The organism is Corynebacterium sp. 21KM1197, assembly GCF_033783015.1.
In the GTDB taxonomy this organism is placed as follows: domain Bacteria; phylum Actinomycetota; class Actinomycetes; order Mycobacteriales; family Mycobacteriaceae; genus Corynebacterium.
This window is the reverse complement of record NZ_CP123907.1, coordinates 1,842,535-1,856,907: the sequence shown is the minus strand read 5'-3', so window position 1 is coordinate 1,856,907 and position 14,373 is coordinate 1,842,535. Positions and strand designations below refer to the sequence as shown.

The following is a 14,373-nucleotide window of genomic DNA, read 5'->3' as shown; positions in this document are numbered from 1 at the left end:
ATTACTCCTTATCGGTATCGGTGTGAAAGGTCAGGGCGTAGCCCACGGCGGGGAGCGTGGTGATCAGGAGGGAAACAATGAGGAAGATCTCTCCGAGAATGGCGTTCCACCAGGTCGAGGAAATATCGGTTGCCGCATAGAGGGAGAAAGAATTGGTGAACATGAGAATAAGGAAAAAGACAAAGCCCCACGCGCTGAGCAGGCGCAAGGTAATGCGATTCCAGAAGTTCACCACGGAGTTTTCATACTCATCGAGCACCGTGGCGGGGGCATCGTCTTTGGAATTAATAGTGATCCGCAGCAGCGTCCATGGCACGCAGATAAGGAATATGGCAATGAGGCAGGCAATAAATGCAGGCATCCACCACAGTCCAATTACCGCGAGGACAAGAGCGAGTGCGCCCAGGCCCCACAGGGAGAAAACGAGCCGCAGGGTGACGGTGCGGTTGCGCCAGGAGGTAAGCCAGGCACCACTTTGCGCCTGATTCTTTTCCCAGCGCCGGGCCTTGGCTTCCTCGTGATTGCGGTACAGGGTATCGAGGGAAAGCATGGTTTTAATCCTTTGCGTCAGAGGTGTGGAAGGCGAGACTGTAGCCCACGGTGGGGAAGGCGACGATGGCGAGATGGACGATGATGGTGAAGAGGCCCAGGGAATAAGCCCACCGTTCTAGGTTGGCGGGATTATGAACACCGAGCACGATCAGGAAACCGGCCACGATGGGAAGAATCCAGCAGGTCAGGCCGTAGGCCAGGGAACGCGAGGTGTTGAGTACCTGGTTCTCGTATTCATCCAGTACGGCGGCGGGAGCGGTGTCCTTGGCGTCGATGGTGGTGCGGAGCATGAACCATGACCCCAGAACTATGGCAGTCATGGGAAGCCACGCCAGAGCAAAGGGAGGCCAAAAGAAGCAACCCACGGCGATAACTAGACCTAGGGAGAGGCCGCCGAAATACGCGCGGATGAGCAACCGCTGGCGCTGCGGGGTGCGCCACGTGGCCAAGGGCGTGCCTCGGCGTTCTTGACGGGCGTACCAGCGCCGGGCCTAGCGCTCGTCGTAGCCCATGATGAAGTCGGTGAGGGACATGATTCTCCTTGAGGTTTCGTTGTGAGAGGGCTAGTCGGAACCCGGGGAGAGGGTTTCGTCGCGGTTCATGCCGGTGGCGATGTCTCTGAGCACGGCGACGGAGGAACCCAGGGCGATGATTCCGACGGACATGCCTGTTGCCCGAACCCACGTGGCTGTTTCCTCCGGGCTGGGTTGAAGCGTGGTGATGAACGCGGGCAGGACGAGCAGCACGATCATCACGGTCAGTAGACCGCACAGCAGAATGGTCATGGCGCGGCTTCTGGCGAGGAGGACCCGCTCTAATTGGTATTCGTCGAGGTTGTCGAGGCGAGATTGGGATTGACCGCCTGTTGCTTTCACTAGGGAGAATCCCCAACCGACGTACCCTCCCAGGCCGAGTGTCCAGAGGATCATGGATGGGGTAAGAGAAACAAAGAGGAGGGGTATGGCCGCTGCCGCGATTCCCAGGCTGGCATAGGCGCCCAGGAGGTAGCGGCGTCGGGAGCTGACGCTGGCTGGGGGCGCAAGAAGGGAGGACATAGCGATAACTCTCATTTCTGATACATCGCGGTGGACATGGGGGCGAACTCGCTGCGGCTGAACACGGCTTCCACGGGGAGGTCAAAGACCTCGCAGATGCGAAACGCCAGGTCGAGGCTGGGGGAGTGGTCCCCGCGCTCTAGCGCTCCGATGGTCTGGGGATTGACGTCGATGAGTTCCGCAAGTTGTGCGCGCGACATGTCCCGTTCCGCGCGCAGAACCCTGATCCGGTTAAAGATGGGGTTCTTCGGCTTTTTCTTTGGGGACATGCCATAGAGTGTTGTATAAACACAACGATCTGTCAAGAGTTTCCGCATCTGCCCTGAGTGTGCCCTACATTTGCCCTGCGCTCCGCTCCCAGGAACAACCCAGGGTTAGTAAAAACATGCGATTCATGGCACTGTAAAACCCATGAAGCTGACCATCCTCGGTAGTTCAGGAAGCCTCGGTGCCCCCGGCAACCCGGCTTCTGGATATTTCATCGAGGCCCCAGGTATGCCGGGGGTCATCATGGATCTAGGCCCGGGCACCCTGGCCAATCTTCAGGCGCTGAGCAACCCCTCGGAGGCGCACGTCATCTTCTCCCACCTCCACGCGGATCACTGCCTGGATTTCCCCTCCCTGCTGGTGTGGCGGCGCTATCACCCCACGCTGTCCGCGCAGCGCCGCCATCACCTCATGGCTCCCGGGTATGCCCCGGTTCACCTGGGCCGTCTCTTCGCGGACGATCAGCCCGATGGCGTGGACGATTTCTCCGATACCTTCGCCTTTAGCCCCTGGCAGGATCGCCAGGAGGAGACTATTGATCGGCTCAGCGTCACCCCGTTCAAAGTGGTGCACCCTGTGGAGGCCTATGCCCTGCGGGTGACCTCGCGCACGGGGGCGTCGATAGCCTTCTCGGGGGATACCGCCTGGACGCGCAGCCTTATCGACGCTGCCCGGGACGTGGATCTCTTCCTCTGCGAGGCCAACTGGGGCACCAGCACGGATAACAAGGCCCCCGCCATGCACCTCAGCGGCGGGGAGGCGGGGCGTGCGGCGCGTCTGGCTGGGGCGAAAAGGCTGGTGATCGTGCATGTTCCGCCGTGGCTCGACCCCGAGGAGGCCGTGGCGGCGGCAAAGAAGGAGTTTGACGGCCCCGTGGAGTTCGGTTGGCCGGGCACCGTGTACGAGGTGTAGTGCGGCGGGTACCCTCGCAGGCATGAGTTCTCAGGATTTCACTCGTGCCGATGGCCGCGCGCTCAACGAGATGCGCCCGGTGCGCATCACCCGCCGCTTTACCACCAACCCCGCGGGCAGCGTGCTCGTGGAGTTCGGCAACACCAAGGTGCTGTGCACCGCCACCGCTGAGGAGGGCGTGCCCCGCTTCAAGCGCGACTCCGGCGAGGGCTGGCTCACCGCCGAGTACGCCATGCTGCCCGCCGCCCCCTCCGAGCGCATGCCGCGCGAATCCATGAAGGGCAAGGTCAAGGGCCGCACCCACGAGATTTCCCGCCTGATCGGCCGCTCCCTGCGCGCCGCCGTGGACCTGCGCGAACTGGGCGAGAACACCATCCAGATCGACTGCGACGTGCTCCAGGCCGATGGTGGCACCCGCACCGCCGCGATCACCGGGGCCTACGTGGCGCTTGCCGACGCCGTGGCCACCCTCCGCGAGCGCGGCGCCGTCACGGGTTCCCCGCTGCGCGAACCCATCGCGGCGGTCTCCGTGGGCATCATCGACGGCCGCGTGAGCCTCGACCTCCCCTACGAGGAGGATTCCCGCGCCGAGGTGGACATGAACGTGGTGATGACCGGCTCCGGGCGCTTCGTGGAGATCCAGGGCACCGGCGAGGACGGCACCTTCGACCGCGCGCAACTAGGGGAGCTTCTCGACGTCGCCGCAGCCGGGTGCGCACAACTCATCGAGGCCCAGCGCGCCGCCCTGGAGGGATAACCATGAAACTGCTCGTTGCCTCCAATAACCCCAAGAAACTGCGCGAACTGCGCCGCATTCTCGATGCCGCCGGCGTGGCCGGGGTGGAACTGGTCTCCCTCTCCGAGGCGGCTCCCTACCCCGAGCCGGTGGAGGACGGCCGCACCTTTGCGGATAATGCCCTCATCAAGGCCCGCGCCGGGGCCGCGCACACGGGGCTGCCCACCGTGGCTGACGATTCCGGCCTGGCCGTGGAGGAGATGAACGGTATGCCGGGGGTGCTCTCTGCGAGGTGGTCCGGCGGCCACGGCGACGACGAGGCCAATAACCGCCTGCTGCTGGGGCAGATGAAAGACGTGCCCGACGAGCGCCGCGCGGCGGCCTTTGTGTCCGTGTGCGCCCTGGCGCTGCCCGGCGGCGAGGAGTACGTCTCCGAGGGGCGCTGGGAGGGGCGCCTCCTGCGCGAGCCGGTGGGGGAGAACGGCTTTGGCTACGATCCCCTCTTTGCTCCCGTCGATGGCGATGGGCGTTCTTCCGCGCAACTGAGCCCGGAAGAAAAAGATGCCAGCTCCCACCGCGCGCGGGCGCTGGCGGGGCTGGCGGAGAAGATCGCGGGGTTGGTGGGGAATTAGAGGGGCTGGGGGCCGTTGAGCTGGAACCGCTCGATGGTCTCCTCGCGCCGCTTCTTCTCCACGTAAAAGGAGAGGAAAGGCACCACGCCACATAGCGCGGTGATAACCCAGGTCTTGGGCTCCCACCGGGCCTTAAGGCCGAGGTTAAAGGCGGAAAGCACAAAGACGATGTACACCCAACCGTGGAAAATGGCCACGTACTTTGCGGCGTCTGGCACGTCCGCGGAGGTGAGGTACTTCAACACCATGACCACGCAGAGAGCGATGAGGAATACGCCCGTGACCCAGGCGGAAACGGAGAAAAACGTCAGGGCATTGCGCACCCGCCGCTGGCGCTCGGGGTGAATCTTCGGCTGCGTGTTCTGGAAAGAGGGCTGGGTCATGGTGTTTATCCTTATGCGTTATCGATCTTTATCCACGGGCACGCCGTCGATGGCGTTGCCGCCACGCCGGGGTTTATGGCGCTCGTTGAACTCCGCGACGTCAATAGTGGGGCGCTGTGGCAGGAAGTCCTCATCAATGGCGGTGGGGGCGGCACCAAAGCGCTCGACATCGCGTTCGTAGAGGAAATCGGGATCATCGGTGGCGTTCTCCGCGTCAATCCGCTCGTTCTCATACTCCATGAACTTGCGGTAGGCGTACACAAAAAAGGCACCGAATACCGGCCACTGCATGGCGTAGCCGAGGTTCTGAAAGGTGCCGGAGCCGGAACGGAATCGCGTCCACTGCCACCAGGCCAGTGCCAGCGTGGCCACCACGGCGAGGGCGAGGAAGATGACGTGTGAGGCGCGTACCTTTTTACGCGCGCGGCCCTGCTTCTGCGCACTCATGGGGTCTAGGGTACCCCGCTTGGTGGTGCGAGCCTAGCGGGCGCGGTGCGCTGGGCGCGAGGGGTGCCGTGGTATAGTTCCCCTTGCGCGCGCCCGTGGCGGAATTGGCAGACGCGCTGGATTTAGGTTCCAGTGTCTTAGGACGTGGGGGTTCAAGTCCCCCCGGGCGCACCATTTAGGTATTACGCGGTGCTGGGGGCGTGTGGCTCCTCTTTTCCACGGCGCGCCGCACCAAATACACGATGGGGCCGAGGAACGGGGCAAGAACAATCACCAGAACCCACACGGCGGTTTCCGTGCCGGGGCGGCGATCGCGCAGGAGAAAGACGATGGCCACGATGGGCAGGATAAGCAGCGGGGCGGCTATGACTAATTCTGCAACGCCAATGTTCGGCATGGGGACTCCTTAAGTTATTCCTTAACCTATGTCTGCGGTGGGGCGAGAGGATTGGCGCTTTTCCACTATCCGCCAGATGAGATACACGGCGGCTCCTAAGAATGGGGCGGCCACGATCGCCAGCGCCCATGTGGCGGTTTCCGCGCCAGGGCGCTTATCCATGAGCAGCGCGATGATCGCGGCCAGGGGCAGGCCAATGAAAAGGAACGCAATGATGATTGATAGGCCCATAGTGTCCAGGGTAACAATAATGAGGAAAATATGTCGCGTGAAGCGCAACTATGCACTCAGGAGTGCTTTTTCCATGCTGGCGGCATGATCGTTCAGCCTATCCTCGGGAATGGGGTGCACGTTGATGAGTTCCCATTGCTTTTCTGTCTGTGCAAAGAGTTCTTGGTATTTTTCTTCTTCGGGCACGTGATAGACGGCCACGATGGGGGTTTCCCTTGTGATGGTGAGGCGCTGCTTATTTATCTGGAGGATCCCTCCCTCTTTCTGCAGTCCGTCTATGCGATAGTTCCAGGCTTCTATTCTGTTCTGTAGGTCGCGGTAGTTGGTTCCGCTAAAAGAAAAAACGGAAGTGAGTTCGCGGGGTTGATTATTTGTGGGGATGACGGCGAGGTCAAATCTTCCATTCCTGGTTTCAGAAACGAACTCCGGGTTCTGGTAAACCGCTTTTTTGAGATTGGCTTTTGACTTGTAGTGTCCGATGACGCGCTGGCGCAGTTCCGTCGTGGCATTATTGCGCTTGCCTGCCGCGTGCAGCGGTATGTAGAGGTCAAAGATCAATTGCGCGGCAGACTCCATATCCTTTGCGTCCGCATAGCGTGGCTGATCTACCGTGATGTAGTTGTTCCAGCGTTCCACTAAGGTGTTAATTATTTCCATAGGGGAATCTTGAGGGTGAAATTCTATTCCACCGTTGCGTGTGGAGGCTGTTTGAATCATTGCTTGGATACGGTTGAGCGACCTTATGATCTGGTGCCCTAAATCCGTTTTTAGTGGAAGTTCGCTGGCGCGCTCTACGGTGCGTACCACGCAGCGATGTGTTTGTTCCTCCATGAGGATCACACCCACGCCGAAGGAGAGAAGGAGGGTGGGATCGGGGTGCGCTTGAATAGTCCAATAAGTGTAACGCATGATTATTCATCTCCTTTCGGTCCGATTGCGGAGTTCGCGGAGTTTTTCCTTGGTGGATTCCTTACGTTCGCAAGCGTATCGCACTAATCTAGCAGGAACCTCTGGTGGGACAGCCCATGCCTCTGGCAGCAATCGCGTGATGGTTTCCGCGACGTCGACGCTGAGGTTATCCACGGCGTTGATCGCACGATCCCAGTGCACCGGTGGAATGGTGGTGGGTATGCGGGGTATGGAGGGACGCCCAGCCCATTCCGTCATGGGCGCGAGGTGCCAGGGGATTTCCTGTGAGCCAAACCAGAGGCCGTGATCGATAGACCAAATCTGTCGATCTGCGTCATCGTCATATAAGACCTGTAGGTCATCAGCGTTGCAGAGGTACCACAGAGCGATGAGGAGGGGGACGCGGTCGTAGTTGCCATCACGGTTGATGTCGCTTAGCTGATCGGTGACGTCCGCGGTGTGTAAGGCGAGGGAGGCGAAAACGGGGGCGTCGGGCAGGCGGTAGCGCTGAGTTCCTTCCCCTACCTGCGTGGAAACCAGGCTCTCTGGTATATCCAGAATTGTCCAGGGGCGTACGGGCGCGTTGATTTGTTCCCCGATTACCGAGGCCACGATCTCGTTGAGAATTCCCTCCCAGCCGTGCGGGCCATGAAAAATCTTGCACCAGTAATGGTTTTCATCGGAGGCATAGCATAAAAATGGTCGGGTGCCAGTGTGCTGTGCCACCTTGATCACCGTTCGCACTTGTGGGCGGCGTGTGGGAAATGGAACAACGTTATTGATAGAAGCGTCCATGAACGTGACCTCTGAGCTGGAAAGAGATAGACCAATGCCGCCAGGATAGCGATCCCGGCGGCATGAATCTAGGAAAACTACAGCGTCACGCAGCCTTCTTGGCCCGCGCCAACTCCCAGCGCAGTTGCGCCTCGGAGGGGGATTGCACGGGAATGAAGGAGGCCTCGCGGTAGCGGCGGGAGGTGGGGGAGTTCTTGGCGTACCCCGCGCCCCCGGCCACGCGCACCTCGATGTTGGCGGCCTCCACGGCGGCCTGGGCGGCGTCGAGACGCAACTCCAGCAGTTCCACCGGCAGCACTTTCTCGCCCGCCTCCACGCGGTCAAGGATGTCCTCGTGGCGTTCGATGGCCTCGCGTACCTTTTCCTGCGCGGCGGCGTGATCCTCGGCAAAGGTGGCGTTGAGGCCGGTGAGGCGCTCGGCGGCGGCCTCCACGGCGGCCTCGGCCACGCCCAGGCACTCCGCGATCTGGAAGAGCACAAAGGCGGGGCGCACCTTGGGCATGAAGTCCGCAAAGTCCTCGGTGAGCACCTGTTCCTGCGGAATGAATACGTCCTTAAACTCCACCCACGCGGAGGCGGTGGCGTTGAGTCCCAGCAGACCAAAGGGTGCGCCGAAGGTAATGCCCTCGTGCCCGGCCTCGAAGGCGAAGAGGAAACGATGCCCCTCGGCGGTCTTGGCGCCGGTGACGGCGATGGCGTCCTCGTAGAGGTTAGAGGCCCAGTTCAGCTTGCCGTTAATGCGGTAGCCGCCGTCCGCCTTCTCCGCGCGCAGGGTAATTTCTCCCGCGCCGGTGAAGTCCTTGAACGGCCCGGCCATGCCGGAAACGCCGGGGCGCTCGCCGGAGCGGAGCTGCTCGGTGAGCGAGAGCGCGTACTCGGTGCCCGCAGTCTCCAGGTATAGCAGCGCGCAGCGGGTGGCCCAGAGGGTGAACCCGGTGGAGAGATCCTCGCTGGATAGCGCCCGAATGGTGCGCGCGGTGTCCCGCACTCCGGTGCCGATCAGGCGGTGCTCGGCCAGCAGCGGAAGCACGTAGCGGGCGTCCCGGTTGCCCTTATCGACGTCCTTGGCGTTACTGGCGACGGTCTCGCGGAGGGCGTCCGGCAGGGGGGTAAAGGTCAGCGTGCTCATACCAACTCCGAGGTGAGGTTGGCGGGGCGGGTGTAGGTGTTCACCACGGGAGACCAGGTGATGGCGTCCTTTTGGATCTGGTCGAGGGTCTCGCGGTCGGCGTCGCCATCGAGGTCGATCTTCACGTGGACGTCGGAGACGCCGGGGCGCTTGTGATCGCCTAGGTCGCCGGTGCCCCAGGTGGGGGAGATGTCAATATCGGACTCAATATCAATGGCGATCTTGGTCAGCGTCACGCCACGGTTGGTGGCGATGGCCTGGATACCCACGGAGATGCAGGCGGCCAGGGCGGCCTGGGCGACCTCGGTGGGGTTGGGGGCGGAGTTATCGCCCAGCAGCTGCGGCGGCTCGGAGACGAGCACCGGGGCGAGGTCGCGGATCTGGGTGTAATTGCGGAACAGGCCGTCGGCCTCCGTGTGGGTGCGGATCTTCTTGCGGCCGCCCTCGGGGTTATTGATGTTCTTCTGGGCTAGTTCGGAGAGCTTCTGGGCGTCGATGGGCTCCAGGGCTTCGCCGTCCTTGTGGTTCGGGGTGAGGTCAGACATTGCTTTCTCCTTGTTGATTCTTGCTTGGTTACGTAGTTGCTCAGCCCGCGAGGACGGGTGGCCCTCGCGGTGTTGTCGCCCAAGACTACACACCATATAAAGAGTGAACAAGTCTGTCTGTGATTTTATTTCACTCGCCCGGGGGAGTGCCGCGTTAATACCGTCCTGAGCAGCGCTTTCCTTCTAGACCGCTTGGTCTTGGCCTGCTCCGCCTTTGCGGTGAGGGAGGGTGAGGTCAGAAAAAGCGCTGCACGGAGTGCATACCGTTTTCATCGTGCACCACGGCCGTACCGATCTCGGTGCTTTCCGGGTCGAGGATATTCACGCGATGGTGCTCGGAATCCATCCAGTCCTGCATCACCTCGTCCGTGGAGGTCTTTTGACTCACCCAGTGCAGATTCTCACCAAAGTCGCCCTCGGCGTGCTCCACCGTGCCGGTGGCGCTGAGGGTTTGTGCCCACTGGCGGGATCCCTCGGAGAGTTCCTCGCTGACGGTGAGTTCCTGCAAGCCGTGGGCCGCACGGATTTCATTGGCCTTATCGACAATTTCTTGAGCATTCCGCTCCTCGGCGGCCACGGAAGTTTCCGGGATTTCGGTGGAAATAATTTCCACACCCTCGCTGGCGATGATTTCCGTGGTTGCCTCTTCCGCTTCCATCGCTGCGGCGGGGGCTGCGGCAGCGGCTACTCCGGCGGCGGCCAGGGCGCTGATACCGGCGGTTTTCTCTAGGCTGGAATCCTTTTGGTCCATTGTTTTCTCCTCGGGGTGTTGTTGTATCTGAGCTAAGAATAGGGGAGTTATTTTGACGTGTCCACAATCGGCATGAGAGGTGAGAACTTTGGCTGCCTTACCTTCCCCCGGGGCGGTAAAAAGGTTTTTGGTTTAGGTGGCCAGGAAGGGGATTGGACGCCTTTTGGCTTCTCATCGGACGTACTATGGGTGCCCTTAAGCAGGGGACTGAAAATAAGGTTTGGGCGTATGATGACTGTTGTCGGAGGGGGTTTCGTTCACGGTCTATGCTCTGATCTCACCCCCGAACCGGAAACTCTATGCCGTGGAAAGTTTGCCTAATCGACGGCTGCTGTTCACGTGGTGGATACTTTGCGTTCACTTTCCTGGGTCAGCATGAATCCTTGTGACACACACATACGTTGATCCCCCACCCGATCGCGGGATGGATGGGGCCGCGAGGCACGGAAACACGGCGAGGGGCCGGGGCGCGGCGTCGAGAGGCAAGGAAGCCCTCCTGGCGCTGGCGTTTCTTGCCCCCAACCTCCTCCTGCTGGGCATCTTCACGTATCGGCCGCTGGTGGATAACATCCGACTATCGTTCTATGCCTGGAATATCTCCAGCCCCACCGCGCAGTTCATCGGCCTGGATAATTATGTGGAGTGGTTTACCCGCGAGGACACCCGCACGATCCTTTCCAATACCCTCATCTTCACCGTCTGCGCCGTGATCGGCTCGATGGTGCTGGGCCTGGTGCTGGCGATGCTGCTAGATCAAAAGCTGCGGGGGCGAAACTTCGCCCGCTCCGTGGTATTTGCTCCCTTTGCCATTTCCGGCGCGGCCATTGGCGTGGCCTTTCAATTCATCTTTGATCCCTCCTTTGGCCTGATTCAGTCGGTGCTCGGCTGGTTTGGCGTGGAAAGCCCGGACTTCTACCAGGTTCCGGGCTGGGCGCTCTTTATGGTCACCGTCACCTTCGTGTGGAAGAACCTGGGCTATACGTTTGTGATTTACCTGGCTGCCCTGCAAGGTTTGAGCAAGGACCTCGATGAGGCGGCGGCTATTGATGGTGCGGGCTGGTGGACGCGCCTGACCAAGGTCACCCTGCCGCAACTGCGGCCCACCACCTTTTTCCTTTCTATTATGGTGACGCTGAACTCCGTGCAGGTCTTTGACATCATCAACGTGATGACGCGAGGTGGCCCCCAGATCGAGGGCACCACCACGCTGGTGTACCAGGTGTATCAGGAAACGTTTGTGAATTTCCGCGCGGGTTATGGAGCCACGGCGGCGACCATCTTGTTCCTCATCTTGCTGGGTATCACCCTGGTGCAGGTGCGGTACATGGATAAGGGGAGGAGTAAGTAATGGCGGCGCAATCGGATTCCGCCCCCTGGTGGAAAGTCCTGGGCGGTTACGTGGGGATTATCGCGGTGCTCATTCTCATCGGCGTACCGCTGTTTTGGATTCTGATGACCTCGTTGAAGCACCGCGCCGATATTTATACCGATCCGGTGACGTGGCTGCCGCCTACCTGGTACCCGGAGAATTACCGGGAGGCCACCACCCGCGTGCCGTTTTGGCAGTACCTGCGCAATTCCGTGATCATCACGTTCTTTTTGTGCCTGCTCAAGATCGTGCTCGGGGTTCTCTCCGCCTACGCGTTGGCCATTCTGCGTTTTCCGGGGCGCAACCTGGTATTCCTGGTGGTGATCTCCGCGCTCATGGTGCCCAGCGAGATCACGGTGATCTCCAATTACGCCCTGGTCAATGCCCTGGGCTGGCGCAATACCTTCCAGGGGATCATTCTCCCACTGGCCGGGGTGGCCTTTGGCACCTTCCTCATGCGCAATCATTTTCTTTCCCTGCCGCATGAACTGGTGGAGGCCGCTCGCATGGATGGGGCGGGGCCGGTGCGCCTGCTCACTCGCGTTCTCCTGCCCATCTCCATGCCTACTCTGGTGGCATTTTCCGTGATCACGCTGGTCAATGAGTGGAATCAATACCTGTGGCCGTTCCTCATGGCGGATACGGCGGAGGTTGCCCCGCTCCAGGTGGGGCTCACCATGCTGCAAAACAACGATGGCGTGTCCAACTGGGGCCCGGTGATGGCGGCCACCGTGCTCACCATCATTCCCATTCTGCTGATCTTTTTGGCTTTGCAGAAGTACATGATTAAGGGCCTTACCACGGGCGCGGTAAAGGGATAGTAAGGAGCGGTGGAAGAACAATGACGATGATAAAGCGGCGTTCCTTTCTTTCCCTGGCCGGGCTTGCTGTGCTCGGCGGGGCGGCCGGGGGACTCAGCGCGTGTGCGGGCACCAGCTCGATGGTGGGGCGGGATAATACCGCCGATGATGGCTCGCCGGTGACCTCTTTGACCTGGTGGTCCAATCACCCGGGTTCCTCCAAGGACTATGAGCTGGAGTTGATCCGCCGCTGGGAACAGCAGCGCCCGGATATTCGGATCAATCTGGTGGACGCCGGGCAGAATTACTCCGAGGTGGCCAATAAGTTCAATGCCGCGCTCACCGGCACCGACCTGCCCGATGTGGTGGTGCTTTCCGACGTATGGTGGTACAACTTTGCCATTAACCAGCAGATCACCCCGGTATCGGAACTAGTGGAGAGGGCGGGGATCGATCCCACCACCTATGTTCCGGCCCTGTATGAGGACTACCGGATCGATTCCGCGTATTATGCCTTCCCTTATGCGCGCTCCACGCCGCTGTTTTATTACAACAAGCAATCCTGGGCGCAGGCGGGATTGCCCGCACGCGGCCCGGAGAACTGGGCGGAAATGGCGCAGTGGGGAGAGGAACTAGCCCGAGTGAACCCCAAGCAGCGCCCCTTTGGCTGGTATAACGCGGCCAATAATCTCTCCTGGACGTTCGCCGGGCCGCTGTGGACGATGGGCGGGGCCTATTCCCAGGGCTGGGATCTGCGCCTGACCTCCCCGGAGACGCTGGCGGCGGTGCGCTGGTTCCAGGAGGCCACGCAGCCGCATACCGGGTGGTCCTACATCGCCACGGACCTGGCCGTGGACTTTTCCTCCGGGCGCTGCGCCAGTGGAATGCTCTCCACGGGCGATCTCAGCGGGATCAGCAAGCAGGCCGCGTTCGAGTACGCCACCGCGCCGCTGCCCAATCCGCTCGGCCAGGGCGGTTGTCCTACGGGTGGCGCGGGCCTGGCCATCCCTCGGAATTTGCCGGAGAAGCGCAAGATCGCTGCCGCGCAGTTCATCGATTTCATTACTAATAAGGAAAACACCGCGTATTGGTCGCGCAACGTGGGATATATGCCGGTGCGCACCACGGCGGTGGAGGACCCCGAGCAGCAGAAGTTCATGGCGGAGAATCCCAATTTCCGGGTGGCCGTGGAACAACTAGCCCATACCCGCCCGCAGGATAACGTGCGCGTGGCGCTGCCCGGGGCCGATCCCCGCATCGGCGGCTCGCTGGAGATGGTGGCCACGGGCCGCAAGGACGTGGATTCCGTGATGAGCAATCTCAATAACATTATGAGCCGCATTTATGAAAACCAGGTTAAACCGCTTATTTAGGAGGCAGGACACATGGCACGGGTAATTTATGAGGGCGTGAGCCGCATATACGGAAAGTCCGCCACGCCTGCGGTGGAAAATCTGAACCTCGATATTGCGGACGGTGAGTTTCTGGTGCTCGTGGGGCCTTCCGGCTGCGGAAAATCCACCAGCCTGCGCATGTTGGCGGGCCTAGAGCCCACCGATCGAGGCCGCATTACCATCGACGGCCGCGATGTCACCGGCGTATCCCCGGCGGAGCGCAACGTGGCGATGGTCTTTCAGAATTACGCCCTTTATCCCAACATGACCGTGGCCCAGAACATGGGCTTTGCCCTGCGGAATCAGGGAGTGGATAAGGCCACCATCGCCAGCAAGGTAAACGAGGCTGCGCGTATTTTGCAATTAGAATCCCTGCTGGAGCGCAAGCCCGCCAATCTGTCCGGCGGACAGCGCCAGCGCGTGGCGATGGGCCGCGCCATCGTGCGCAACCCGGCGGTGTTCTGCATGGATGAGCCCCTTTCTAACCTGGACGCCAAACTCCGCGTGTCCACCCGCGGGCAGATCTCAGCCCTGCAAAAGCGGCTGGGAACCACCACCGTGTACGTCACGCACGACCAGGTGGAGGCCATGACGATGGGCGATCGGGTGGCGGTGCTCAAGGACGGAAAACTGCAACAGGTGGCCTCCCCGCAGGAGATTTACGAGCGCCCGGCCAACGCCTTTGTGGCTGGATTCATCGGCTCGCCCGCAATGAACTTCTTTGAGGCGCAGGTAACCGAGCGGGGTGCCCTGCTGGGCGAACTCTCGGTGCCGCTGACGCCGAGCCAGCGCGACGCCGCCGCAGGCGGCAAGGTGCGGCTGGGAATCCGCCCCGAGCACCTCGCCCTGGCCGCGCCGGGCGCGGGGCTGGATGGCCGAGTGCAGCATGTGGAGCAGCTGGGCTACGAGTCCTACGGGTTCTTCCGCGTGGAGGGCGCGGCGGAGCCGGTGGCGGTGCGCATGGAGGGCCGCGTGAACCTCACCCCCGGCGAGGAGTACTCCCTGGTGCTTAACGACGCCCCCGTGATCCACATCTTTGACGGGGAGGGGCACCGGGTGGGCTAATTTC

The 14,373-nt window shown here is 61.3% G+C and carries 20 protein-coding genes and 1 tRNA gene; 8 read left to right on the top strand and 13 right to left on the bottom strand.

Annotated elements, in window-relative coordinates:
• Position 1: 1 nt before the first annotated feature.
• The 4 genes from OLW90_RS09050 to OLW90_RS09035 form a co-directional block, all read right to left on the bottom strand.
• A complete protein-coding gene (locus tag OLW90_RS09050) occupies positions 2-550 on the bottom strand; it encodes a hypothetical protein (protein ID WP_319649771.1) in 549 nt (182 codons plus the stop codon).
• 4 nt (positions 551-554) lie between these two features.
• The gene (locus OLW90_RS09045) at positions 555-872 is read right to left on the bottom strand and encodes a hypothetical protein (protein ID WP_319649770.1); all 318 of its coding nucleotides are present in this window, start codon (positions 870-872) and stop codon (positions 555-557) included.
• Between the two features lie 243 nt (positions 873-1,115).
• Positions 1,116-1,607, bottom strand: coding sequence for a hypothetical protein (locus OLW90_RS09040; RefSeq protein WP_319649769.1), 492 nt, complete (start codon positions 1,605-1,607; stop codon positions 1,116-1,118).
• Positions 1,608-1,618: 11 nt separating this feature from the next.
• On the bottom strand, positions 1,619-1,876 hold the full coding sequence (locus OLW90_RS09035) for a helix-turn-helix transcriptional regulator (RefSeq protein ID WP_319649767.1): 258 nt from the start codon (positions 1,874-1,876) through the stop codon (positions 1,619-1,621).
• 142 nt (positions 1,877-2,018) lie between these two features.
• Here OLW90_RS09035 and OLW90_RS09030 point away from each other — a divergent pair, with 142 nt between their 5' ends.
• The 3 genes from OLW90_RS09030 to rdgB are packed head-to-tail and all read left to right on the top strand — an operon-like array spanning position 2,019 to position 4,154.
• Positions 2,019-2,786 carry an MBL fold metallo-hydrolase gene (locus tag OLW90_RS09030; protein ID WP_319649766.1) on the top strand — a complete coding sequence of 256 codons (768 nt, stop codon included), beginning with the start codon at positions 2,019-2,021 and terminating at the stop codon, positions 2,784-2,786.
• 22 nt (positions 2,787-2,808) lie between these two features.
• Entirely contained in the window at positions 2,809-3,543 is a 735-nt protein-coding gene (gene rph, locus OLW90_RS09025) for a ribonuclease PH (protein ID WP_319649765.1), read from the top strand.
• A gap of 2 nt (positions 3,544-3,545) precedes the next feature.
• On the top strand, positions 3,546-4,154 hold the full coding sequence (gene rdgB / locus OLW90_RS09020) for an RdgB/HAM1 family non-canonical purine NTP pyrophosphatase (RefSeq protein WP_319649764.1): 609 nt from the start codon (positions 3,546-3,548) through the stop codon (positions 4,152-4,154).
• Here rdgB and OLW90_RS09015 read toward each other — a convergent pair.
• The gene (locus tag OLW90_RS09015) at positions 4,151-4,537 is read right to left on the bottom strand and encodes a DUF3817 domain-containing protein (RefSeq protein ID WP_319649763.1); all 387 of its coding nucleotides are present in this window, start codon (positions 4,535-4,537) and stop codon (positions 4,151-4,153) included. The two genes, rdgB and OLW90_RS09015, sit on opposite strands and share 4 nt — an antisense overlap.
• An 18-nt stretch (positions 4,538-4,555) precedes the next feature.
• A complete protein-coding gene (locus OLW90_RS09010) occupies positions 4,556-4,984 on the bottom strand; it encodes a hypothetical protein (RefSeq protein ID WP_319649762.1) in 429 nt (142 codons plus the stop codon).
• 89 nt (positions 4,985-5,073) lie between these two features.
• Between OLW90_RS09010 and OLW90_RS09005 the strand changes: the two genes are divergently transcribed.
• Positions 5,074-5,158, top strand: a tRNA-Leu gene (locus OLW90_RS09005).
• 1 nt (position 5,159) lies between these two features.
• On the opposite strand, the gene OLW90_RS09000 is transcribed toward OLW90_RS09005, so the two are convergent.
• The 7 genes from OLW90_RS09000 to OLW90_RS08970 form a co-directional block, all read right to left on the bottom strand.
• Positions 5,160-5,381 (bottom strand): PLD nuclease N-terminal domain-containing protein, encoded by a 222-nt coding sequence (locus OLW90_RS09000; protein WP_319649761.1) that lies wholly within the window; start codon positions 5,379-5,381, stop codon positions 5,160-5,162.
• A gap of 21 nt (positions 5,382-5,402) precedes the next feature.
• Positions 5,403-5,612, bottom strand: coding sequence for a PLDc N-terminal domain-containing protein (locus OLW90_RS08995; RefSeq protein WP_319649760.1), 210 nt, complete (start codon positions 5,610-5,612; stop codon positions 5,403-5,405).
• A 48-nt stretch (positions 5,613-5,660) separates the two neighbouring features.
• Positions 5,661-6,521, bottom strand: a complete 861-nt coding sequence (locus OLW90_RS08990; RefSeq protein ID WP_319649759.1) for a hypothetical protein — start codon at positions 6,519-6,521, stop codon at positions 5,661-5,663.
• 6 nt (positions 6,522-6,527) lie between these two features.
• Entirely contained in the window at positions 6,528-7,316 is a 789-nt protein-coding gene (locus OLW90_RS08985; protein ID WP_319649758.1) for a HipA family kinase, read from the bottom strand.
• 85 nt (positions 7,317-7,401) lie between these two features.
• Entirely contained in the window at positions 7,402-8,445 is a 1,044-nt protein-coding gene (locus tag OLW90_RS08980; RefSeq protein WP_319649757.1) for an acyl-CoA dehydrogenase family protein, read from the bottom strand.
• The gene (locus OLW90_RS08975) at positions 8,442-8,990 is read right to left on the bottom strand and encodes an OsmC family protein (protein WP_319649756.1); all 549 of its coding nucleotides are present in this window, start codon (positions 8,988-8,990) and stop codon (positions 8,442-8,444) included. The genes OLW90_RS08980 and OLW90_RS08975 overlap by 4 nt, the downstream gene beginning before the upstream one ends.
• Positions 8,991-9,225: 235 nt before the next feature.
• Positions 9,226-9,741, bottom strand: a complete 516-nt coding sequence (locus tag OLW90_RS08970) for a CAP domain-containing protein (protein ID WP_319649755.1) — start codon at positions 9,739-9,741, stop codon at positions 9,226-9,228.
• A gap of 424 nt (positions 9,742-10,165) precedes the next feature.
• Between OLW90_RS08970 and OLW90_RS08965 the strand changes: the two genes are divergently transcribed.
• From OLW90_RS08965 to OLW90_RS08950, 4 genes are read left to right on the top strand one after another with little or no spacing between them, the layout of a single operon-like run.
• Complete coding sequence (locus OLW90_RS08965; protein ID WP_319651867.1) at positions 10,166-11,089, top strand: sugar ABC transporter permease; 924 nt, start codon at positions 10,166-10,168, stop codon at positions 11,087-11,089.
• Entirely contained in the window at positions 11,089-11,931 is an 843-nt protein-coding gene (locus OLW90_RS08960; protein WP_319649754.1) for a carbohydrate ABC transporter permease, read from the top strand. Before OLW90_RS08965 ends, OLW90_RS08960 begins: the two co-directional genes overlap by 1 nt.
• A 20-nt stretch (positions 11,932-11,951) precedes the next feature.
• Entirely contained in the window at positions 11,952-13,283 is a 1,332-nt protein-coding gene (locus OLW90_RS08955; protein WP_319649753.1) for an ABC transporter substrate-binding protein, read from the top strand.
• Between the two features lie 12 nt (positions 13,284-13,295).
• Positions 13,296-14,369, top strand: coding sequence for a sn-glycerol-3-phosphate ABC transporter ATP-binding protein UgpC (locus OLW90_RS08950; protein WP_319649751.1), 1,074 nt, complete (start codon positions 13,296-13,298; stop codon positions 14,367-14,369).
• Positions 14,370-14,373: the final 4 nt, after the last annotated feature.